Annotated in this window: 18 protein-coding genes; 17 read left to right on the plus strand and 1 reads right to left on the minus strand. The window is 70.4% G+C overall.

Features of this window, described 5'->3' with window-relative positions:
• Positions 1–3 precede the first annotated feature (3 nt).
• Positions 4–1,734 (plus strand): 2-succinyl-5-enolpyruvyl-6-hydroxy-3-cyclohexene-1-carboxylic-acid synthase, encoded by a 1,731-nt coding sequence (gene menD / locus ACR9E9_RS05315; protein WP_435202413.1) that lies wholly within the window; start codon positions 4–6, stop codon positions 1,732–1,734.
• Positions 1,735–1,771: 37 nt separating this feature from the next.
• Here menD and ACR9E9_RS05320 read toward each other — a convergent pair whose 3' ends face one another.
• Positions 1,772–3,073 carry an isochorismate synthase gene (locus ACR9E9_RS05320; protein WP_435202415.1) on the minus strand — a complete coding sequence of 434 codons (1,302 nt, stop codon included), beginning with the start codon at positions 3,071–3,073 and terminating at the stop codon, positions 1,772–1,774.
• 40 nt (positions 3,074–3,113) lie between these two features.
• Here ACR9E9_RS05320 and ACR9E9_RS05325 point away from each other — a divergent pair, with 40 nt between their 5' ends.
• From ACR9E9_RS05325 to nuoN, 16 genes are all read left to right on the plus strand, one after another.
• Positions 3,114–3,806, plus strand: coding sequence for a demethylmenaquinone methyltransferase (locus tag ACR9E9_RS05325; RefSeq protein WP_435202417.1), 693 nt, complete (start codon positions 3,114–3,116; stop codon positions 3,804–3,806).
• A gap of 112 nt (positions 3,807–3,918) precedes the next feature.
• Positions 3,919–5,229 (plus strand): geranylgeranyl reductase family protein, encoded by a 1,311-nt coding sequence (locus ACR9E9_RS05330; protein ID WP_435202419.1) that lies wholly within the window; start codon positions 3,919–3,921, stop codon positions 5,227–5,229.
• An 81-nt stretch (positions 5,230–5,310) separates the two neighbouring features.
• Positions 5,311–5,673, plus strand: coding sequence for an NADH-quinone oxidoreductase subunit A (locus tag ACR9E9_RS05335; protein WP_435202421.1), 363 nt, complete (start codon positions 5,311–5,313; stop codon positions 5,671–5,673).
• A gap of 18 nt (positions 5,674–5,691) precedes the next feature.
• Positions 5,692–6,279 carry a NuoB/complex I 20 kDa subunit family protein gene (locus tag ACR9E9_RS05340; RefSeq protein WP_435202423.1) on the plus strand — a complete coding sequence of 196 codons (588 nt, stop codon included), beginning with the start codon at positions 5,692–5,694 and terminating at the stop codon, positions 6,277–6,279.
• Positions 6,276–7,136: an NADH-quinone oxidoreductase subunit C gene (locus ACR9E9_RS05345; protein ID WP_435202425.1), complete on the plus strand. Its 861-nt coding sequence runs from the start codon at positions 6,276–6,278 to the stop codon at positions 7,134–7,136. Before ACR9E9_RS05340 ends, ACR9E9_RS05345 begins: the two co-directional genes overlap by 4 nt.
• Positions 7,136–8,488: an NADH-quinone oxidoreductase subunit D gene (locus ACR9E9_RS05350; RefSeq protein ID WP_435202427.1), complete on the plus strand. Its 1,353-nt coding sequence runs from the start codon at positions 7,136–7,138 to the stop codon at positions 8,486–8,488. The genes ACR9E9_RS05345 and ACR9E9_RS05350 overlap by 1 nt, the downstream gene beginning before the upstream one ends.
• Positions 8,488–9,387 carry an NADH-quinone oxidoreductase subunit NuoE gene (gene nuoE, locus ACR9E9_RS05355; RefSeq protein WP_435202429.1) on the plus strand — a complete coding sequence of 300 codons (900 nt, stop codon included), beginning with the start codon at positions 8,488–8,490 and terminating at the stop codon, positions 9,385–9,387. Before ACR9E9_RS05350 ends, nuoE begins: the two co-directional genes overlap by 1 nt.
• A 4-nt stretch (positions 9,388–9,391) precedes the next feature.
• Positions 9,392–10,717 carry an NADH-quinone oxidoreductase subunit NuoF gene (gene nuoF / locus ACR9E9_RS05360; protein WP_435202431.1) on the plus strand — a complete coding sequence of 442 codons (1,326 nt, stop codon included), beginning with the start codon at positions 9,392–9,394 and terminating at the stop codon, positions 10,715–10,717.
• Positions 10,714–13,101 (plus strand): NADH-quinone oxidoreductase subunit G, encoded by a 2,388-nt coding sequence (locus ACR9E9_RS05365; RefSeq protein WP_435202433.1) that lies wholly within the window; start codon positions 10,714–10,716, stop codon positions 13,099–13,101. The genes nuoF and ACR9E9_RS05365 overlap by 4 nt, the downstream gene beginning before the upstream one ends.
• An 11-nt stretch (positions 13,102–13,112) precedes the next feature.
• Complete coding sequence (nuoH, locus tag ACR9E9_RS05370; RefSeq protein WP_435203583.1) at positions 13,113–14,498, plus strand: NADH-quinone oxidoreductase subunit NuoH; 1,386 nt, start codon at positions 13,113–13,115, stop codon at positions 14,496–14,498.
• On the plus strand, positions 14,473–15,081 hold the full coding sequence (gene nuoI / locus ACR9E9_RS05375) for an NADH-quinone oxidoreductase subunit NuoI (protein WP_435202435.1): 609 nt from the start codon (positions 14,473–14,475) through the stop codon (positions 15,079–15,081). The genes nuoH and nuoI overlap by 26 nt, the downstream gene beginning before the upstream one ends.
• Positions 15,078–15,893 carry an NADH-quinone oxidoreductase subunit J gene (locus tag ACR9E9_RS05380; RefSeq protein WP_435202437.1) on the plus strand — a complete coding sequence of 272 codons (816 nt, stop codon included), beginning with the start codon at positions 15,078–15,080 and terminating at the stop codon, positions 15,891–15,893. Before nuoI ends, ACR9E9_RS05380 begins: the two co-directional genes overlap by 4 nt.
• Positions 15,890–16,189 (plus strand): NADH-quinone oxidoreductase subunit NuoK, encoded by a 300-nt coding sequence (nuoK, locus tag ACR9E9_RS05385; protein WP_435202438.1) that lies wholly within the window; start codon positions 15,890–15,892, stop codon positions 16,187–16,189. The genes ACR9E9_RS05380 and nuoK overlap by 4 nt, the downstream gene beginning before the upstream one ends.
• A gap of 9 nt (positions 16,190–16,198) precedes the next feature.
• On the plus strand, positions 16,199–18,145 hold the full coding sequence (gene nuoL / locus ACR9E9_RS05390) for an NADH-quinone oxidoreductase subunit L (protein WP_435202440.1): 1,947 nt from the start codon (positions 16,199–16,201) through the stop codon (positions 18,143–18,145).
• Entirely contained in the window at positions 18,145–19,791 is a 1,647-nt protein-coding gene (locus ACR9E9_RS05395) for an NADH-quinone oxidoreductase subunit M (protein WP_435202442.1), read from the plus strand. The genes nuoL and ACR9E9_RS05395 overlap by 1 nt, the downstream gene beginning before the upstream one ends.
• Positions 19,791–21,356: an NADH-quinone oxidoreductase subunit NuoN gene (gene nuoN, locus ACR9E9_RS05400; RefSeq protein ID WP_435202444.1), complete on the plus strand. Its 1,566-nt coding sequence runs from the start codon at positions 19,791–19,793 to the stop codon at positions 21,354–21,356. Before ACR9E9_RS05395 ends, nuoN begins: the two co-directional genes overlap by 1 nt.
• Position 21,357 lies beyond the last annotated feature (1 nt).

Genomic DNA, 21,357 nt, shown 5'->3' on the forward strand with positions numbered 1-21,357 from the left:
CTCGTGAATCCCTCGACCACAGGAGCCCGCGTCCTCCTCGACGAGCTCGTCCGGCTGGGCGTCCGCGAGATCGTCCTCTGCCCGGGATCGCGCTCGGCACCCCTGGCCTACGCCGCCCACGACCTCGACGCGGCCGGCCGGGCGCGCCTGCACGTGCGCGTCGACGAGCGCAGCGCCGCCTTCCTCGCCCTCGGTCTGGCCAAGGAGAGCGGCCGCCCGGCAGCGGTCATCACCACGAGCGGCACCGCCGTCGCCAACCTCCACCCGGCGGTCCTGGAGGCGCACCACGGGGCGGTCCCGCTGCTGCTGCTCACCGCCGACCGGCCGCCGGAGCTGCGGGCCGTCGGCGCCAACCAGGCGACCGACCAGCGCGGCATCTTCGGGGAGCACGTCCGCCTCGCCCTCGAGCTGGAGACCCCCGACGACCCCGGACGGCAGGCGGCCGCGTGGCGCACCGCCGCCGCCCGGGCGCATGCCGCAGCGACCGGCGCGCTCACCGGTCCCGGCCTGGCCGGTCCCGCACACCTAAACCTGCCCTACCGCGACCCGCTCGCACCGAGCATCCGCCACGAGGACCCGCCGCTGCCCGCCACGGTGTCCGGGCGGCCCGGGGGAGCGCCCTGGGTGAGCCTGCCCGAACCGTCCACCGGGCTCCCGTCTCCCGGGCCGGGCTCGCCCACGATCGAGCACGACCCGGACACCCTGGTGGTGGTCGGGGAGCTGCCCACCGCGGCCCACCGCTCGGCCGCCCTCGCGTGGGCCGCCCACCACGGCGCCCCGGTCATCGCCGAGCCCGGCCCGGGGACCCACGACCTCGTCCTGGCGCACGGCGCGCAGATCCTCACCGCCACCGACTGGGTCGATGACCACCTGCCCCGCCGCGTCCTCCTCGTCGGGCGGCCGACGCTCGGGCGGGGGGTCCCGGCGCTGACCACCCGCCCGGAGGTGCGGGTGGAGGTCGTCACCCCGGGGGAGCCGGGCGCGTCCGGGTGGGCCGACGCCACGCACTCGGCCGCCGTCGTCCATCCCTTCGCCGCGGTGCTGGGGGTCGGGGAGGGCCGGGGGGCCACCCCCTTCGCCCGGACCTGGCTGGCTGCCGGTGACCGGGTCGCCGCGGCGCTCGCCGGGGCCGACGGCGTCCTCGACGGGCCGGCGGTGGTCCGCGCGGTGCACGAGGCCCTGCCCTACGGTGCTGCTCTCCTCCTCGGCAGCAGCAGCGTCGCGCGGGACGTCCACCTCGGCATCGCCCGCCCTCGCACCGATGTCACCCCCGTGACCAGCCGCGGGCTCGCCGGTATCGACGGGTGCGTCTCCACGGCGGTCGGACTCGCGCTCTCCCGTGGTGACCGCCCCACCTGCGCGCTGCTGGGCGACCTGACCTTCCTCCACGACGCCAACGGTCTGCTCATCGGCCCCGACGAGCCGCACCCGGACCTGACGATCGTCGTCGTCGACGACGACGGGGGCAGCATCTTCACCACCCTCGAGTACGGCGTGGAGGAGCTGAGCGGCCCGATGCGCCGGATCTTCAGGACCCCGACCGGAGCGGACATCGAGACCCTCTGCGCCGCGCACGGGGTCCCGGCGACGACGGCCCGCAGCAGCGAGGAGATCAAGGAGCTGGTCAGCCGCCGGAGCGCCGGCATCCGGGTGATCCGGGTACCCGTCGACGGGGGCGCGCGCCGCGCGGACGGACGGCGCGTGCGCGACGTGGTCGCCGCGGCCCTGGCCTGACGCCGCGCACCCCAGGGCCCCGGCGCGCAGCGGCCACTCAGCCGCCGAGGGCCGTGCGCATCGGCAACAGCTTGGCCACCGACTCCGCGACCTCGTCCTCGGCCCGTGAGCCGGCGACGATCCCGCAGCCGGCGTAGAGACGCAGCGAGTGCGGGGAGTCGTAGGAGCCGCAGCGCAGCGCGATCCCCCACTCGCCGTCGCCGGAGGCGTCCATCCATCCGACCGGCCCCGCGTAGCGACCACGGTCCATGTGCTCGAGCTCGGCGATGACCCGGTCCGCGTCGGCGGTGGGGGTGCCGCACACGGCGGCGCTCGGGTGCAGCGACGCGGCGAGGGCCAGCGACGTCGAGGCGTCGTCGACGACCCCCGCGACGTCCGTGGCCAGGTGCATGACGTTGTTCAGGTGCAGGACGAAGGGGGAGTCCGGAACGTTGATCGAGGACGTGTGGGCGGCCAACGAGTCCGCGACCGAGCGCACCGCGTAGTCGTGCTCCTCGAGGTCCTTGCTGCTGCGCGCGAGGGACCCGGCGAGGGCGAGGTCGTGGCTGTCGTCACCCGTGCGGCGGATCGTGCCGGCGAGCACGCGGGAGGTCACGAGCCCCCGCTCGAGTCGGACGAGCATCTCCGGCGTCGCCCCGACGAGACCGTCGACGGCGAAGACCCACGTCGTGTCGTAGTCCTCGGCCAGTCGGGTCAGCAGCCAGCGCGGGTCGATCCGCTCCCGCGCGGTGGCCTGCACGGAGCGGGCGAGCACGACCTTGTCGAGCGCGCCGGAGGTGATCCGCGCGACGGCCTCCTCGACCGCGCCCGCCCAGCGGTCGGCGCTGAGGTCGCGGTCGCCGAAGACGACGTCCCCCGGGGCTTGCGGCGCCGGCTGCACGTCGAGCGGTTCGTTCGCGCCCGGCACCGTGGCGTCGGTGGTGATCGTCGTGACCCAGGCGAGGTCGCCGCGGCGGCCGACGACGACCTCCGGGACGACGAGCACGGACTCGTCGTCGGAGGCCGCGGAGTAGGCCATCGACCCGAAGGCGATCGGTCCGGTCCCCGGCTCGTCGACGTCGTCGCGCACGATGGCCTCGGCGGTGACATCGCGCCACCACTGCTCGGCCCGGTCGAACCGGTCGGCGCCCTTCGACCGGAAGGTCACCACCGTGCCCCAGCCGACGAGGCCGTCGCCACGACGGACCCAGGAGACGATGTCACCCGCGTCCTGCGGCTCCGGCAGCATCCGCAGCAGGTCCCCGACCGCGGCGGCAGGGACGGCGACGGTGCGCGCGACCAGGGCGGGTCGGGGTGCGCCGCGCGCCTCCGGGGCGTCGGCGGGTGATGGAGATGTCATGGCCGCAACAGCCTACGACTGCGGGTGCAAAGATGTGCACATGAGTCGCGCCACCCTGCAGAAGGACCCCAAGGACGTCGCCGCGATGTTCGACGACGTCGCGGCGAAGTACGACCTGACCAATGACGTGCTCTCGCTGGGGCAGGACCGGCTGTGGCGTCGCGCCGTGCACCGGGCCGTCGGCGCGGGGCCCGGGATGAGGATCCTCGACATCGCCGCGGGGACCGCGACCTCGAGCGAGCCCTTCGTCGCGGCCGGCGCGGAGGTCGTGCCGGCCGACTTCTCCCTGGGGATGCTGCGCGAAGGGCGTCGTCGTCGCCCCTCGTGGCCCCTCACCGCCGCGGATGCGACGAAGCTGCCCTTCGCCGACGCGTCCTTCGACGTGGTGACGATGAGCTTCGGCTTGCGCAATGTCTCCGACTACCCGGCGGCGCTCGCCGAGTTCGTCCGGGTGACGAAGCCGGGTGGGCGCCTGGTGATCTGCGAGTTCAGCCAGCCGGTCGTCCCGGTCTTTCGCACCGTCTACAGCAACTACCTCATGGCGGCGCTGCCGACGATCGCCCGCCGGGTCTCGTCCAACCCCGACTCCTACGTCTACCTCGCCGAGTCCATCCAGGCCTGGCCCGACCAGGCGGAGCTGGCCCAGGACATCGGCGACGCCGGCTGGAGCGAGGTCGAGTGGCGCAACCTCACGGGCGGGGTCGTCGCCGTCCACCGAGCGGTGAAGCCGTAGCCGGGCCGGCACCACAGCGCAGGTTAGGTTCGCCTTGGTGAACGCTCCCGTTTGCGGGGAGTAGGCTTCCGGGCGATCGTGAAATGATTCACAAGCCCCAGAGGAACCATTCGTGACCAGTGCACTGCCTACGGCCCACGGAGCCCGCAGTGTCGACGTCATCGTCGTCGGCGCCGGGCCCGGTGGAGCAGCCACCGCGGCGTGGCTGGCCAAGGCCGGCAAGGACGTCGTCCTGCTGGAGAAGTCCTTCTTCCCCCGGGACAAGATCTGCGGTGACGGGCTGACGCCGCGGGCCGTGCGCCAGCTGATCAACCTCGGACTGCCGCTGTCGGAGACCGACGGCTGGGCGAAGAACAAGGGCCTGCGGATCATCGGCGGTGGCATGCGCCTGCAGCTCGACTGGCCCGACGTCACCTCCTTCCCGGGCTACGGGATGGTCCGGGCCCGCGCCGACCTCGACGAGATCCTCGCCCGCCACGCCGCATCCTCCGGGGCCACCCTGCTCGAGGGCCGCAACGTCTCCGAGCCGATCCTGGCCGACGACGGTCGCATCGTCGGGGTCGTCGCGAAGGTCGTCGACGAGCGCGGCCGGGCCACCGGTGAGCGCGAGAGCTACCGAGCTCCCGTCGTCGTGGCGGCGGACGGTGTCTCCTCCCGGCTCTCGGTGAAGATGGGCCGCGAGAAGCGTGAGGACCGACCGATGGCCGTCGCCGTCCGCGCCTACTACGAGACCCCCCGGCACGACGACGAGTACCTCGAGAGCCATCTCGAGCTCTGGTCGCCCGGTCCGAAGGGGGAGGACATCCTCATGCCCGGCTACGGCTGGCTCTTCGGCCTCGGTGATGGGCGCAGCAATGTCGGCCTCGGTGTCCTCAACACCTCGGAGGCCTTCGGCCGGACGGACTACAAGGACGTCATGCGTCGGTGGGTCGAGACGATGCCTCCCGAGTGGGGCATCAGCGAGGAGACGATCCGCGGTGACATCACCGCGGCCGCGCTGCCGATGGCCTTCAACCGTCAGCCGCTCTACGACCGTGGCCTCATGCTCGTCGGTGACTCCGGCGGCATGGTCAACCCCTTCAACGGCGAGGGCATCGACTACGCCCTCGAGGCCGGTCACGCCGCTGCGGAGACGATCGTCCAGGCGCTCGCGCGCCCCACCGCGACCGACCGCGAGCGGGTGCTGCAGTCCTACGTCGCCCGGATGAAGGACATGCACGGCGGCTACTTCACACTCGGCGCACAGTTCGCCAAGCTCATCGGCAAACCGCAGATCATGGGTCTTGCGACGAAGTACGGCCTGCCGCGCGAGACGCTGATGAAGTTCATGCTCAAGCTCATGGCCAACCTGCCCGAGGAGAAGGGCGGCGGCGTCGACGACCGACTCGTGCGCCTGCTGACCCGGATGGCCCCCGATGCGTAGCCCCGGTGAGGGCTCGACAGGGGTCGCACCTAGGATTCACAGTGGCGTGCATCACACGACAGAAAGCGAGGTAGTGCAGCGATGAACCCCTACATCCCGCTGCTGATCCTCTTCGCGCTCGGCCTCGGCTTCGCGATCGTCTCGGTCGGCACGAGCCTGGTCGTGGGACCGGCGCGCTACAACGCGTCCAAGGCCCAGGCCTACGAGTGCGGCATCCAGCCGACTCCGCAGGCGGCCGAGGGCGGAAAGTTTCCGGTCAAGTACTACCTGACCGCGATGCTGTTCATCATCTTCGACATCGAGGCCCTGTTCCTCTACCCCTTCGCCGTCGCCTTCGACGAGCTCGGGGCCTTCACCCTCGGTGCCGTGGTGCTCTTCCTGTTCAACGCGTTCTTCATCGCCGACGCCTACGTCTGGCGTCGCGGCGGGTTCGAGTGGGACTGACGAGGACGGAGACGAGACATGGGACTTGAAGAGAAGCTGCCCTCGGGCATCGCGCTGTCGACGGTGGAAAATCTCGCCGGCTACATGCGCAAGTCGTCGATGTGGCCTGCCACCTTCGGCTTGGCCTGCTGTGCCATCGAGATGATGGCCGTCGGCACACCGCACTACGACATCGCCCGCTTCGGCATGGAGCGCTTCGCCGCGACCCCGCGCCAGGCGGACCTGATGATCGTCGCCGGTCGGGTGAGCAACAAGATGGCGCCCGTCGTGCGCCAGGTCTACGACCAGATGGCCAACCCCAAGTGGGTCATCTCGATGGGCGTGTGCGCCAGCTCCGGCGGCATGTTCAACAACTACGCGATCGTCCAGGGCGTCGACCACATCATCCCGGTTGACATCTACCTCCCCGGCTGTCCACCCCGGCCGGAGATGCTGCTCAACTCCATCCTCACGCTGCACGAGCAGATCCAGAGCACCCCACTGGGCGTCAACCGGGTCGCGGCGGCGCGGGCGGCGGAGCAGGCGGCCCTCACGGCCGTCCCGACCGAGCTGCAGCCCCCGACCCACGACCACGAGTCCCTCCTCGGAAGGAACCTGCTGGCATGACCGAGCAGAACCAGCCGAAGGGCGAGGCGCCGCAGGGCGCCGACGTCGATGCCCCGAAGCCCGAGGGCGTCCACCCGCAGGGCCCCGGCCTCGGTGGCACGGCCAACAAGGGCTACCCCTCGACCGAGGGCCTGACCGGCGGCAGCCGTCCCGTCGAGTACACCAATGTCGAGGGCCCGCCCGCCGAGGGCGAGGTCGACCCGGAGCACGCCCCGGTCGTGCGGCGCGAGGGCCGCGGCATGTTCGGCGCCACGGCCGGTCAGGACACCTCGGGTTACGGCGGACTGAAGACGAGCGTCGCCTTCCCGGGAGCGGCCCAGCGCCCCTACGGCGGTTGGTACGACGAGGTCGTCGACCGGCTGACCGAGACGACCGGGACCGACCTCGTCGAGCGGGTCGTCGTCCACGCGGACGAGCTGACGCTGCACGTCGACCGCGCGAACCTCGTGCCGGTCATGCGTGCCCTGCGTGACCAGGCCGGGCTGCGCTTCGAGATGTGCATGTCGGTCTCGGGCGTGCACTTCCTGCAGGACGAGGGCGCCGAGCTCCACGTGGCCTACCACCTGCTCTCGGTCACCCACGGCGGTCGACGACTGCGCGTCGAGGTCACCGCGCCCGACGCGGACCGGCACATCCCGAGCGTCGTCGGGATCTATCCCGGCGCCGACTGGCACGAGCGCGAGACCTGGGACATGTTCGGCGTGATCTTCGACGGGCACCCCGCGCTGACCCGCATCCTCATGCCGGATGACTGGGCCGGGCACCCGCAGCGCAAGGACTACCCGCTGGGTGGCATCCCGGTGGAGTACAAGGGCGGCACCATTCCGCCGCCGGACGAGCGGAGGTCGTACAACTGATGGCGACGCACACCAACACGTCCGGGGTGCACTCCACCGCCGGTGCCGACGACCTGGCCGAGGGCCACGTCGTCAACGTCCAGGGTGGCGACTGGGACCAGGAGATGGGCGAGCTCGGGATGAACCCCGAGGAGCGGATCATCCTCAACATGGGCCCCCAGCACCCCTCGACCCACGGCGTCCTGCGGCTCATCCTCGAGCTCGACGGCGAGACGGTCACCGAGGCCCGCGCCGGGATCGGGTACCTGCACACGGGCATCGAGAAGAACATGGAGTTCCGCACCTGGACCCAGGGCGTGACCTTCTGTACCCGGATGGACTACCTCACCCCGATGTTCCAGGAGGCGGCCTACTGCCTCGCCATCGAGAAGGTCCTCGGGATCACCGACGACATCCCCGAGCGCGCGACGGCGATCCGCGTGCTCATGATGGAGCTGACCCGCGTCTCCAGCCACCTCATCTGCCTGGGCACCGGCGGCATGGAGCTGGGCGCGACCACGGTCATGACCATCGGCTTCCGCGAGCGCGAGCGCATCCTGTCGGTCATCGAGAACATCACCGGCCTGCGGATGAACAACGCCTACATCCGCCCGGGTGGCGTCGCCCAGGACCTGCCGCACGGTGCGATCGACAAGATCCGCGAGACCCTGCCGGAGCTGCGCAGGGGGATCGGCGAGCTGGAGAGGATCCTGCTCGAGAACCCCATCTTCAAGGGGCGCACGAAGGGCGTGGGTGTCCTCTCGCTCACCGGGTGCACCGCGTTGGGCGTGACCGGCCCGGTGCTGCGCTCGACCGGCCTGCCGCACGACCTGCGCAAGCTCTCCCCCTACTGCGGGTACGAGAAGTACGATTTCGACGTCGTCACCCGGACCGGCGCCGACGCCTACGACCGGCTGGCGATCCGCCTCGAGGAGATGCACGAGAGCCTGAAGATCATCGAGCAGGTCATCGATGAGCTGCAGCGCAACCCCGGCCCGACCATGGTCGAGGACAAGCGCATCGCCTGGCCCGCGAAGCTCGCCGTGGGCGGGGACGGCCAGGGCAACAGCCTCGACCACATCCGCGAGATCATGGGCACCTCGATGGAGTCGCTCATCCACCACTTCAAGCTCGTCACCGAGGGCTTCCGCGTCCCGCCCGGCCAGGCCTACGCCGCGATCGAGTCGCCGAAGGGGGAGCTCGGCTGCCACGTCGTCTCCGACGGTGGCACCCGCCCCTACCGGGCCCACTTCCGGGACCCGAGCTTCAACAACCTGCAGGCCGTCGCGGCCATGTGCGAGGGGGGCAACCTCGCCGACGTCGTCGTCACGGTCGCCTCGCTCGACCCCGTCATGGGAGGAGTGGACCGCTGATGTCCAGCAACTACGGCGAGCAGACCGCGTCCGGGCACCTGCACGTGCCCGCCGCGAGCAAGGAGCCCTACCCCGCGGACGTCCTCGAGGCGCTGGCCCTCGACGCGGAGCAGGTCATCGCGCGCTACCCGCAGAAGCGGTCCGCGCTGCTGCCCCTGCTGCACCTCGTGCAGAGCGTCGACGGGTACGTCACCGGCCGCGGCATCGACTTCTGCGCGCAGCTGCTCGGTCTGAGCACCGCCGAGGTCTCCGGTGTCGCGACCTTCTACACCCAGTACAAGCGCCACCCCAACGGCGAGTACACCGTCGGTGTGTGCACCAACACCCTGTGCGCGGTCATGGGCGGCGACCAGATCTGGGACACGGTCAGCGAGCACCTCGGCGTCGGCCACGACGAGACCACCGCGGACGGCAAGGTCACCCTCGAGCGCGTCGAGTGCAATGCCGCGTGCGACTTCGCGCCGGTCGTCATGGCCAACTGGGAGTTCTTCGACAACCAGACCCCGGACTCGACGGTCGAGCTCGTCGACACCCTGCGCTCCGGTGCGCCCGTGGCCCCGACCCGTGGCTCGAGCCGGGTGTGCACCTTCAAGGAGACCTCGCGGGTCCTCGCGGGGTTCTCCGACGGACGGGCCGACGAAGGCGTCGGGGCCGGCCCCGCCTCCCTTCGCGGCGTGCAGCTGGCGCACCAGGAGGGCTGGACCGCACCCGGAGCCACTCCGCAGACCCAGCCGGAGCCCGACGCGGCGGGCGCCTCCGTCGAGGGCCTGGCCCCCGGCAAGCCCCGGTCGGTGGACACCCCGAGCAATGCCGCCGACGAGCTGCCCGGCGGGCGCGACCCGCAGGCGAAGGGCGAGGCCCGCCCCGCCGACGACTCCACGGACGAGAAGGGGGAGTGATCTCGTGTCGATTCAGCTGACCCCGATCCTCACGAAGTTCTGGGACCACCCGCAGTCCTGGACCCTCGCGACCTACGAGGACAACGAGGGCTACCGCGCCCTGCGCCAGGCCCTGCAGACCCCGCCCGAGGACCTCGTCCAGGCGACGAAGGACTCCGGCCTGCGCGGCCGGGGTGGTGCCGGCTTCCCGACCGGCATGAAGTGGGGCTTCCTGCCCCCGCCGGACGGTGGACCGCGCTACCTCGTCGTCAACGCCGACGAGTCCGAGCCGGGGACGTGCAAGGACGTCCCGCTGCTGATGGCCGCGCCCCACTTCCTCATCGAGGGCTCGATCATCACGTCCTTCGCCATCGGCTCCAACCACGCCTTCATCTACCTGCGGGGTGAGGTGGTGCACGTCTACCGCCGCCTGCTGCGCGCAGTCGAGGAGGCGTATGCCGCCGGGTACCTCGGCAAGGACATCCTCGGCACCGGATTCGACCTGGACATCACCGTCCACGCCGGTGCCGGCGCCTACATCTGCGGCGAGGAGACCGCGCTGCTGGACTCCCTCGAGGGGCGGCGTGGTCAGCCGCGGCTGAAGCCCCCCTTCCCCGCGGTGGCCGGTCTGTACGCCCGACCGACCGTCGTGAACAACGTGGAGAGCATCGCCTCCGTGCCCTCGATCGTCCTGCACGGCGCGGAGTGGTTCTCCGACATGGGCACCGAGAAGTCGCAGGGCTACGGGATCTTCTCCCTCTCCGGGCACGTGCAGAAGCCCGGGCAGTACGAGGCCCCGCTCGGGATCACCCTGCGCGAGCTCATCGACATGGCCGGCGGCATGCGCGACCCCAACCACCCGCTGAAGTTCTGGACGCCCGGGGGCTCCTCGACGCCGATCTTCACCGACCAGCACCTCGACGTGCCGCTCGACTTCGAGTCGGTCGCCGCGCACGGGTCGATGCTCGGCACCCGTGCCCTGCAGATCTTCGACGACACCGTCTCCGTGGTGCGCGCCGTCAGCCGCTGGACCGACTTCTACCAGCACGAGTCCTGCGGCAAGTGCACCCCGTGCCGTGAGGGCACGTGGTGGCTCGCGCAGATCCTCGAACGCATCGAGCACGGCAAGGGCACGCCCGAGGACATCGACAAGCTCGTCGACATCTGCGACAACATCCTCGGCCGGTCCTTCTGCGCGCTCGGTGATGGCGCGACGAGCCCGATCACGTCCGCCGTGCAGTACTTCCGGGACGAGTTCGAGGCGGGGTGCCACACCCCGGCCAGCGAGCTCTTCCCGCCCGCCGCCTCGACGCTCTTCGCCAAGGAGCAGAACACGATGGTGACCGCATGACCGTCACACGCTCGTCCGACCCGCAGGCGCACCCGAAGCCCGAGCTGATCACGGTCAGCATCGACGGCATCGACGTCGCCGTGCCGAAGAACACGCTCGTCATCCGCGCGGCCGAAGAGGCCGGGATCGAGATCCCGCGGTTCTGCGACCACCCGCTCCTGGAGCCGGTCGGCGCCTGCCGCCAGTGCCTGGTCGAGGTGGCGACGCCCGACCGTGAGGGCAACGTCAAGCCGATGCCCAAGCCGCAGGCCAGCTGCACCATGTCGGTCAGCGAGGGCATGCAGGTGCGCACCCAGCACACGTCGCCCGTCGCCGACAAGGCACAGCAGGGCATCATGGAGCTGCTGCTGATCAACCACCCGCTCGACTGCCCGGTCTGCGACAAGGGTGGCGAGTGCCCGCTGCAGAACCAGGCGATGACCAACGGGCGGGCCACCTCCCGCTTCGAGGACGTCAAGCGGACCTACCCGAAGCCGATCAACATCTCCTCGCAGGTCCTCCTGGACCGCGAGCGCTGCGTGCTCTGCGCGCGCTGCACCCGCTTCTCGGACCAGATCGCCGGTGACCCCTTCATCGCCCTCGTGGAGCGGGGTGCGCTGCAGCAGGTCGGCATCTACGAGGAGCAGCCCTTCGAATCCTACTTCTCGGGCAACACGGTCCAGATCTGCCCGGTCGGTGCCCTGACCGGCGCGGCCTACCGCTTCCGGTCGCGGCCCTTCGACCTCGTCTCCACCCCGGACGTCTGCGAGCACTGTGCGGACGGCTGCTCCCTTCGCACCGACCACCGCCGCGGCACCGTGCTGCGCCGCATGGCCGGCAACGACCCCGAGGTCAACGAGGAGTGGAACTGCGACAAGGGCCGCTGGGCCTTCAACCACGCGAGCCTCGGCGACCGCTTCGAGTTCCCGATGGTCCGCGGCGCCGACGGCCAGCTGCGGGTCGTCGCCTGGCAGGAGGCGCTCTCCGCGGCGGCCGAGGGGCTGCGTGCCGCCGAGCAGCACGGTGTGCTCGTCGGCGGTCGGGTCAGCACCGAGGACGCCCACGCCTACTCGACCTTCGCCCGCGACGTCCTCGCGACGACGAACATCGACCACCGCTCGCGCCCGCACTCCGAGGAGGAGCGCGACTTCCTGCTGCGCCACGTCGTCGGCACCTCGCCGGAGACGGGTGTGAGCTACACCGCCCTGGAGAAGGCCCGCTCGGTCCTGCTCGTCGGCCTCGAGCCGGAGGAGGAGAGCCCGATCCTCTTCCTCCGCCTGCGCAAGGGGTACCGCCAGACGGGCACGAGCATCCGCTCGATCGCGCCGCTGACCACGCGTGGTCTCGACAAGCTCGGCGGAGGTCTCATCCCCGCGGCCCCCGGCACGGAGACCGAGGTCCTGCTGGCCCTGGCCTCGGAGGCGGACCACGAGTCGGCGCCCGAGCAGGTGGTCGACGCCCACGCCGACCTGCGTGGCGAGGGTGCCTACATCCTGCTCGGCGAGCGCCTGGCCACCGTGCCCGGAGCCCTCGCCGCGGCTGCCGAGCTGGCCGAGGCGACCGGGGCGAAGCTCGCCTGGGTCCCGCGTCGCGCCGGTGAGCGCGGCGCGATCGAGGCCGGCTGCCTGCCCGGTGAGGGGGGCAAGGACACGGCCGGGATGCTCACCGCTGCCGCCGAGGGCTCCCTCGGTGGGCTCGTCGTCGGGGGCGTCGACGTCCACGACATCGGCATCACCGGCGGGGCGAGGGTCGCGAACGAGGCCCTCGCGAAGGCCTTCGTGGTCTCCCTCGAGATCCGGCCGAGCAGTGTCACCGAGCACGCCGACGTCATCCTGCCGGTCGCTCCGCACGCCGAGCGCAGCGGCAGCTTCATCAACTGGGAGGGGCGCGTGCGTCCCTTCGAGGCGAGCCTGGCGACCAATGCCCTCGCGGACCACCGCGTGCTGCACATGCTCGCGGACGAGATGGGGACCTTCCTCGGGACCCGCACCGTCACCGAGTCGCGCCGCTCGCTCGAGGCGAGCCAGGAGCCGCGGGCGACGGGCTACCCGCCGCGGGTCCGCCGCGCCGGCGTGCCCCAGCCGGGCGCGGGCGAGGCCGTCCTTGCGACGTGGCGCCTCATGCTCGACCAGGGGTCGCTCCAGGAGGGGGAGCCCTTCCTCGCCGGGACGGCGAAGGCCCCGCGCGCGGCGATCTCGCCGCTGACGGCCCAGGCCCTCGGCGTCGTCCTCGGTGACCTCCTCACCGTCTCGGCCGAGGACGTGCGGGTCACGCTGCCGGTCGAGATCCGCGCGATGGTCGACCATGTCGTGTGGCTGCCGACGAACTCCGAGAGCTGTGACGTGCGTTCGCTCTCCGGCCGGGCCGGGGCGATCGTCTCCGTGACGAAGGGCGGTACCGCGTGAACACGTTGACGATGCTGGCGGCTGCGGACCCCCCGGGGCCCGCAGACTTCAGTGACACCCCGGTGTGGCTGGTGGTCGTCAAGGCCCTCCTCCTCTTCGCGTACCTGCTCGTGAGCGTCCTGCTCATGATCTGGTTCGAGCGCCGGATGATCGGGCGGATGCAGCAGCGCCCCGGCCCCAACCGGGTCGGGCCCTTCGGTCTCCTGCAGTCGCTCGCCGACGGCATGAAGTCGATGCTCAAGGAGGACGTGCGTCCGGCGGGCGCCGATGCGCTCGTCTTCACGGTCGCGCCGATCATCTTCGCCTCGGCGGCCTTCATCTCCTTCGCGATCATCCCCTTCGGTGGCGAGGTGTCGATGTTCGGCCACCGCACCCCGCTGCAGCTGACCGACCTGCCCGTCGCGGCGCTGCTCGTGCTCGCGGTCGCGGGGATCGCCGCCTACGGCATCGTCCTGGGTGGTTGGTCGGCCGGATCGACCTACCCGCTCCTGGGTGGCCTGCGGGCGACGGCCCAGATCATCTCCTACGAGATCGCCATGGGCCTGGCGCTCGTCGCGGTCTTCCTCTACGCCGGCTCGATGTCGACGAGCGAGATCGTCGCCGCCCAGTCGGACCTGTGGTTCATCGTCCCGGCCTGCGTCTCCTTCGTCATCTACGTCATCACGATGGTCGGTGAGACCAACCGCCTGCCCTTCGACCTCGCCGAGGGCGAGGGCGAGCTCGTCGGTGGCTACTTCACCGAGTACTCCGGGATGCGCTTCGCGATGTTCTTCCTCGGTGAGTACATCAACATGTTCACCGTCTCGGGCCTGGCAACGACGTTCTTCCTCGGTGGCTGGCAGGCGCCCCCCGGGATCGCGGCCATCGGCGACGGCATGTTCAACACCGGCTGGTGGGGACTGCTGTGGTTCACCCTGAAGATGTGGCTCTTCATGTACGGCTTCGTGTGGCTGCGCGGCACCCTGCTGCGCACCCGGTACGACCAGTTCATGCGCTTCGGCTGGAAGTTCCTCATGCCGGTGGCCGTCGCCTGGGTCATCGCCGTGGCCTTCATCCGGGGAGCCGACGCCGGCTTCTTCGGTGACGCGACCTTCGACCTCTTCGGTCGATCCTTCCCGATCTCCTCGCTGATCATCGTCGGCGTCCTCGCGGTGCTCGTCCTCGGCTCCACGTGGATCTGGGAGACCCGGGTGGAGCGCCAGGCGCAGGAGCAGGAGGAGACCGCAGGGGTCCCCGAGGAGATCGACCCCTTCGCCGGCGGCCACCCCGTGCCGCCGATGCCCGGTCAGCGCCTGCTGGAGCCGACACGCCGTGCCCCGGCAGACCGATCCCTGCCCGAGACCCCCAACGAGACCAGCGCCCCGCTCACCCATGAGGAGGAGCAGCACCGTGGCTGACGAGACCAAGGGAGGGTTCTTCTCCGAACTCTTCGCCCCAGTAGCCGGATTCGGGGTGACCTTCTCGACGATGTTCCGGAAGGTCGCCACCCAGGAGTACCCCGAGGTGAAGTGGCCGACCCAGCCACGCTTCCACGGGCGCCACCAGCTCAACCGTCACCCCGACGGGCTCGAGAAGTGCATCGGCTGCGAGCTGTGCGCCTGGGCCTGCCCCGCCGACGCGATCCTCGTGGAGGGACGGGACAACGACGACGCGCGGGGCCTGCGGTTCAGCCCCGGCGAGCGGTACGGGCACATCTACCAGATCAACTACCTGCGCTGTATCTTCTGCGGGTTGTGCATCGAGGCCTGCCCGACCCGGGCGCTGACGATGACGAACGAGTACGAGATGGCCGACAACAACCGCGCCGACCTGATCTTCACCAAGGAGCAGCTCCTCGCGCCGATCCAGGAGGGGATGCTGCCCGCGCCCCACCCGATGGTCGACGGCATGGAGGAGCGCGACTACTACCAGGGCAAGGTCACCGCAGCCACGGGCGAGCAGCGCGAATGGGCCGAGCAGCAGGCGGGGGATGAGCGATGACCGGCACCGGTGAAGCCGTTGTCTTCTGGCTGCTCAGCGCCGTCGCCGTCCCCGGTGCGCTCGCGCTGCTCTTCGCCCGCCGGGCGGTGCGCGCGGCCATCGGCATGGTGACGACGATGATCGTCATCGGTGCCTTCTACCTCCTGCAGGAGGCGCCCTTCCTCGGCATCGTGCACATCTTCGTCTACACCGGCGCCGTGATGATGCTCTTCCTCTTCGTCGTCATGCTCGTCGGCGTCGACCACTCCGACTCCCTCGTCGAGACGCTCAAGGGCCAGCGGTTCTTCACCGTGCTGCTCTCCGTGGGCATGTTCGCGCTGCTGGCCGGGGCCATCGGTCGGGTGACCTACTCCGGCGACCCGTCGCTCGCCGAGGTCAACGCCGACCCGGGCAATGTCGAGTCCATCGCCTATCTCGTCTTCGGCAAGTACGTGTGGCTCTTCGAGGTCACCGCCGGCCTGCTGACCATCGCGGCGCTCGGCGCGATGATCTTCGCCCACCGCGAGCGGATCATCGCCAAGCCGACGCAGAAGGAGTGGATGGAGAGGCGCTTCCGCGAAGGGGAGAACCTCGCCGGTCTGCCGGTGCCCGGTGTCTACGCCCGGCACAACGCGGTAGACACCCCGGCACTGCTGCCCGACGGCAGCATCTCCGAGCTCTCGCTCAACCGCGTCCTCGTCGCCCGCGACCAGGTGACGACACCGACGCGATACACCGAGATCGAGGCCAACGAGAGCACGACGCCCGGGACATCCGGTGAGTCGCTCGGTCGCACGGCCTCGAAGGGCACGCCCGAAGGGAGGCAGCAGTGAACCCGATGAACTACATCTACCTGTCGATCATCCTCTTCACGATCGGCAGCGCGACCGTCCTGCTGCGACGCAACGCGATCATCGTCTTCATGGGTGTCGAGCTCATGCTCAACGCGGCCTCGCTCGCCTTCGTCACCTTCTCCCGCATGCACGGGTCGATCGAGGGGCAGGTGATCGCCATGTTCGTCATGGTGGTCGCCGCGGCCGAGGTCGTCGTCGGTCTGGCCATCATCATGGCCGTCTTCCGTGCCCGCCGGTCGGCCTCGGTCGACGATGCCAACCTGCTGAAGCTGTAAGGAGCCACCTTGCTCACCGCACTGTCTGCGACAGCAGGCGAGACGGCCGCCGTCGCGATCCCCTCCGGGGCCAACGGGGTCACCGCCCTCGGCTGGCTGCTCGTCGCCCTTCCCCTGCTCGGCGCCGCGCTGCTGCTCCTCGGGGGCCGGCTCACCGACTCCTTCGGTCCGCTGCTCGCCACCCTCCTGTCCTGGGGGTCCTTCCTCGTCGGCGCCGCGATCTTCGTCGCGATGCTCGCCTCGGACCCGGGGGAGCGCGCCTCCTCGATCGCGCTGTACGACTGGATCCCGGCCGGCAGCATCGACGTCTCGGCGTCGTTGCTCATCGACCCGCTGTCGATGGCCTTCGTCCTGCTCGTGACCTTCGTGGGGTCGCTCATCCACGTGTACTCGCTCGGGTACATGGAGCACGACCCGGACAAGCGGCGCTTCTTCGCCTACCTCAACCTCTTCGTGGCGTCGATGCTCCTGCTCGTCCTCGCCGACTCCTACCTGCTGCTCTTCGTCGGCTGGGAGGGCGTCGGGCTGGCCTCGTGGCTGCTCATCGGCTTCTGGAACCACAACCCGGCCTTCGCCACCGCCGCGAACAAGGCCTTCATCGTCAACCGGGTCGGTGACGTCGGGCTGCTCCTCGCGATGTCGCTGATGTTCGCCACCTTCGGCACCGTCGACTTCGGTGAGGTCAACGCCGCCGTCGCCGGGGCGGGCGAGGGCACGATCACCGGGATCGGCCTGCTGCTCCTGCTCGCCGCGTGCGGCAAGTCCGCGCAGTTCCCGCTGCAGTCCTGGCTCGGTGACGCGATGGCCGGCCCGACGCCGGTGTCCGCGCTCATCCACGCCGCGACCATGGTCACCGCCGGCGTCTACCTCATCGTGCGCAGCCACGTCCTCTTCGACGCCGCGCCGAATGCCCAGCTCGCCGTCGTCGTCGTCGGGGCGATCACCCTCGTCTACGGGGCGATCGTCGGCTGCGCCAAGGACGACATGAAGAAGGCCCTGGCCGCGTCGACCATGAGCCAGATCGGCTACATGATGCTCGCCGCCGGCCTCGGCCCCGTCGGCTACGCCTTCGCGATCTTCCACCTCGTGACCCACGGCTTCTTCAAGGCCGGGATGTTCCTCGGCGCCGGTTCGGTGATGCACGGGACGAACGACCAGGTCGACATGCGCCGCTTCGGCGGGCTCTCCACGGTCATGAAGATCACCTGGGTCACCTTCGGCCTCGGCTGGCTGGCGATCCTCGGCGTGCCCCCCTTCTCCGGCTTCTGGAGCAAGGACAAGATCATCGAGGCCGCCTTCGTGGGTGAGGGCTGGCGTCCGTGGGTCTTCGGCCTCGCCGCGCTCATCGGTGCCGGGATCACGGCCTTCTACATGTCCCGCCTGTTCTTCATGACCTTCCACGGCAAGAAGCGCTGGACGGAGGACGTGCACCCGCACGAGTCGCCGCTGACGATGACGATCCCGATGATGGTCCTCGCCGTCGGCTCGGCCGTCCTCGGCCTCGTCCTCGCCACCGTCGCGCCGATCACCACCTGGCTCGAGCCGACGCTCGGCCACGTCGAGCACCACGAGCCGGTCCTGCCGATCCCGGTGCTCATGGCCGGCACGCTCGTCGTCGTCGCCGTCGGCGCCGTCTGGGCGTGGCTGGTCTACGCCCGCGCGGAGGTGCCCGAGGTGGCCCCGGCCGGCTCGGCGCTCACGCGCGCGGCCCGCCGCGACCTGTACCAGGACGAGCTGAACGAGACGCTGCTGATGTGGCCGGGCATCAAGCTCACCCGCGGCCTCGTCGAGACCGACCGTGACGTCGTCGACGGGGCGTTCGGTGGCCTCTCGGTCACGCTCGCCCGGAGCGCGAACTGGTTACGGCGAGCCCAGAACGGCTTCGCTCGTTCCTATGCCCTGACGATGCTCGCGGGCGTCGTCGCCTTCCTCGGAGCACTGTGGGTGATCAACTGATGGACAACATGCCCTGGCTCACCCTGCTCATGGTCGTGCCGCTCGTCGGAGCCGGCGTGGTGGCGGCCCTCCCTTCGCGCAGCTCCGCGCTCGCCAAGCCGATCGCCCTTGGCGTCTCCCTGCTGACGCTAGTGATCGGCATCCTCGCCACGGCGACGAGCTTCAGTCGCGGGGCGTCCGAGCAGTTCCAGATGGTCGAGCAGCACGAGTGGATCCCGCAGTTCGGGGTCTCCTACTCGCTCGGCGTCGACGGGATCGCGATCGCGCTGATCCTCATGGCGCTCGTGCTCATGCCGGTCTGCCTGCTCGCCGCGTGGAACGACGTGCCCGAGGGCGGCGGCCGGGAGAAGGGCTACTACGCCCTGCTCCTGCTGCTCCTGCCCTTCATGGTCGGCGTCTTCGCCTCCACCGACGTCTTCCTCTTCTACGTCTTCTTCGAGGCCATGCTCATCCCGGTGTACTTCCTCATCGGGATGTACGGCGGGGAGCGCCGCCAGGCGGCGGCCCTGAAGTTCCTCCTCTTCAGCCTCGCCGGCGGTCTGATCATGCTCGCCGGGGTCATCGCCCTGTACGTGCAGGGCCCCGGTGGCTCGGAGGGCTTCCTCATCGAGCGCCTCACCGGCCTGGAGATGAGCGCGAACACCGAGCGCTGGCTCTTCGTCGCCTTCTTCATCGCCTTCGCGGTCAAGGCGCCCATGTGGCCGGTGCACACGTGGCTGCCCGACGCGGCCGCCGCGTCGAAGCCGGCGGTCGCGACCCTGCTCGTCGGTGTGCTCGACAAGGTCGGCACCTTCGGCATGATCCGCTTCTGCCTCCAGCTCTTCCCGGAGGCCAGCCAGTGGGCGAGCCCGCTCGTGATCACACTGGCGGTCTTCTCCGTGCTGTACGGCGCGATCCTGGCCATCGGCCAGCAGGACATGATGCGCCTGATCGCCTTCACCTCGATCAGCCACTTCGGCTTCATCGTGCTGGGGATCTTTGCCTTCACCTCGGTCTCCCAGGCCGGCAGCAACCTCTACATGATCAACCACGGCTTTGCCACGGCCGCGCTCTTCCTCACCGCGGGGATGCTCATCGCGCGCAACGGCAGCCAGCGGATCGACGAGTACGGCGGCTGGCAGCGGGTCACCCCGGTCCTGGCCGGTGTCTTCCTCATCGCCGGTCTGGCCACGCTGTCCCTGCCCGGGCTGTCGACCTTCGTCTCGGAGTTCCTCGTGATCTCGGGGACGTGGTCACGCCACCCGGTGGCCGCAGCCATCGCCGTCTGGGGCGTGGTGCTCGCCGCGGTCTACATCCTGCTCATGTACAAGCGGATCATGACCGGCCCGCCGCCCGTCGTCGGCGAGCACGGTGACGGTGAGGCCTCCGTGCCCCCCGACACGAAGTACATCCGCGCCGACCTCGATGCGGGCCGTCCGCACCGCCGCATCACGGGTCCAGTGACCGACCTCGGGTTGCGGGAGAAGGTCGTCGCCGCTCCGCTGATCGCGAGCCTCGTCCTGCTCGGCTTCTTCCCGAAGCCGGTGCTGGACACGATCGACCCCGCCGTCGAGCGCACCCTCCAGATCGTCGGCGTCACCGACACGGCTCCGACCGCGCCTTCTGGGCCCGCCGACGCAGGCTCGACCTCCGGGAGTGACCACTGATGCCCTTCGCCCTGCCCACCGCCTTCGAGGCGCCCGACATCAGCTACTGGGCGCTCTCACCGATGATCGTGCTCCTCGTCGGGGCCTTCGTCGGGGTGCTCGTCGAAGCCTTCGTCCCGCGTCGCCTGCGGCACCCCGTCCAGGTCGTGGTCGCCCTCGGCTCGGTCGTCGTCTCCTTCCTCGCGCTGGTCGTCAAGACCGGTGACGAGGTCGGGGTGACCGTCGGTGGCACCGTCGCCGTCGACGAGCCGACCCGCTTCCTCCAGGGCGCGCTGCTCGTCCTCGGTCTGCTCGGTCTGCTCGTCATGGCCGACCGGCTCGGTGGCGACACCGCGGACTCCTTCACCCCGATGGGGGCGGCGAGCCCCGGCTCCACCCTCGAGGCCCAGGCCGCCCGCAAGGGCTGGTCGACGACCGAGGTCTTCCCGCTGACGCTCTTCGCGCTCGTCGGGATGCTCCTCTTCCCGGCGTCCAACGACCTGCTGACGATGTTCGTCGCGCTCGAGGTCCTCTCGCTCCCGCTGTACCTCATGTCGGGTCTGGCCCGTCGTCGTCGCCTGCTCTCGCAGGAGGCCGCGCTGAAGTACTTCCTCCTGGGCGCCTTCTCCTCCGGCTTCTTCCTCTTCGGTGCAGCGCTGCTCTACGGCTACGCCGGCTCGTTGCACCTGTCGGACATCGCCGCCGCGGCGACGTCGTCGACGGGTGAGCTCGAGGGACTGCTCCTCCCGGGTGTGGCCCTGGTGATCGTCGGGCTGCTCTTCAAGGTCGGCGCCGTGCCCTTCCACTCCTGGACCCCGGACGTCTACCAGGGGGCGCCGAGCCCGGTCACCGGGTTCATGGCTGCGGCGACCAAGGCGGCCGCCTTCGGTGCGCTGCTGCGGCTGTTCTACGTCGGGCTCGAGACGACCCGGTGGGAGTGGCGGTCGGGCGTCATCGTCATCGCCGCCCTGACGATGGTCGTCGGTGCGGTCCTCTCGGTCACCCAGACCGACGTCAAGCGACTCCTCGCCTACTCCTCGATCGCCCACGCCGGCTTCATCCTCGTGGCGCTCATCAGCTTCGACCGGACCGCCGTCGCCGGCGTGCTCTTCTACGTCGTCGCCTACGGCATCTCGACGATCGCCGCCTTCGCCATCGTGCACCTCGTGCGGGAGCGGGACGCCGAGGCGACCCACCTCTCCCAGTGGGCGGGGCTCGGACGGCGACACCCGTGGATCGCGGCGTCCTTCTCGCTGCTCATGCTCGCCTTCGCGGGCATCCCGCTGACCTCGGGGTTCACGGCGAAGGTCGCGGTCTTCCTGCCGGCCCTGGAGTACGGCGGCCTGGCCGGGACCGTCCTCGTCGTCATCGGTGTGCTCGCCTCCGCGGTCACGGCCTTCGTCTACATGCGCCTGATCGTGCTGATGTTCTTCACCGAGCCGACCGGTGACGTCGTCGTGGCGTCGCCGGCAACGCTCTCGCTCATCGCCATCACGGTCGGCGTCATCGTGACGATCGTGCTGGGCGTCTTCCCCGGTCCGCTGCTCGAGCTCGCCGAGCAGTCCAGCACCTTCATCGCGCGATGAG

The sequence above is a fragment of the Janibacter sp. GS2 genome (genome assembly GCF_051200835.1).
Lineage (GTDB): Bacteria > Actinomycetota > Actinomycetes > Actinomycetales > Dermatophilaceae > Janibacter.

What these genes read in the sequence shown, in the direction of transcription:
- ACR9E9_RS05380 (WP_435202437.1), top strand. Translation starts at nt 15,078, where the DNA reads ATGACCGGCACCGGTGAAGCCGTTGTCTTCTGGCTGCTCAGCGCCGTC.
- nuoN (WP_435202444.1), top strand. Translation starts at nt 19,791, where the DNA reads ATGCCCTTCGCCCTGCCCACCGCCTTCGAGGCGCCCGACATCAGCTAC.
- ACR9E9_RS05335 (WP_435202421.1), top strand. Translation starts at nt 5,311, where the DNA reads ATGAACCCCTACATCCCGCTGCTGATCCTCTTCGCGCTCGGCCTCGGC.
- ACR9E9_RS05395 (WP_435202442.1), top strand. Translation starts at nt 18,145, where the DNA reads ATGGACAACATGCCCTGGCTCACCCTGCTCATGGTCGTGCCGCTCGTC.
- ACR9E9_RS05345 (WP_435202425.1), top strand. Translation starts at nt 6,276, where the DNA reads ATGACCGAGCAGAACCAGCCGAAGGGCGAGGCGCCGCAGGGCGCCGAC.
- ACR9E9_RS05320 (WP_435202415.1), bottom strand. Translation starts at nt 3,073, where the DNA reads ATGACATCTCCATCACCCGCCGACGCCCCGGAGGCGCGCGGCGCACCC.
- ACR9E9_RS05350 (WP_435202427.1), top strand. Translation starts at nt 7,136, where the DNA reads ATGGCGACGCACACCAACACGTCCGGGGTGCACTCCACCGCCGGTGCC.
- nuoE (WP_435202429.1), top strand. Translation starts at nt 8,488, where the DNA reads ATGTCCAGCAACTACGGCGAGCAGACCGCGTCCGGGCACCTGCACGTG.
- nuoH (WP_435203583.1), top strand. Translation starts at nt 13,113, where the DNA reads ATGCTGGCGGCTGCGGACCCCCCGGGGCCCGCAGACTTCAGTGACACC.
- nuoI (WP_435202435.1), top strand. Translation starts at nt 14,473, where the DNA reads ATGAGGAGGAGCAGCACCGTGGCTGACGAGACCAAGGGAGGGTTCTTC.
- ACR9E9_RS05325 (WP_435202417.1), top strand. Translation starts at nt 3,114, where the DNA reads ATGAGTCGCGCCACCCTGCAGAAGGACCCCAAGGACGTCGCCGCGATG.
- ACR9E9_RS05365 (WP_435202433.1), top strand. Translation starts at nt 10,714, where the DNA reads ATGACCGTCACACGCTCGTCCGACCCGCAGGCGCACCCGAAGCCCGAG.
- ACR9E9_RS05340 (WP_435202423.1), top strand. Translation starts at nt 5,692, where the DNA reads ATGGGACTTGAAGAGAAGCTGCCCTCGGGCATCGCGCTGTCGACGGTG.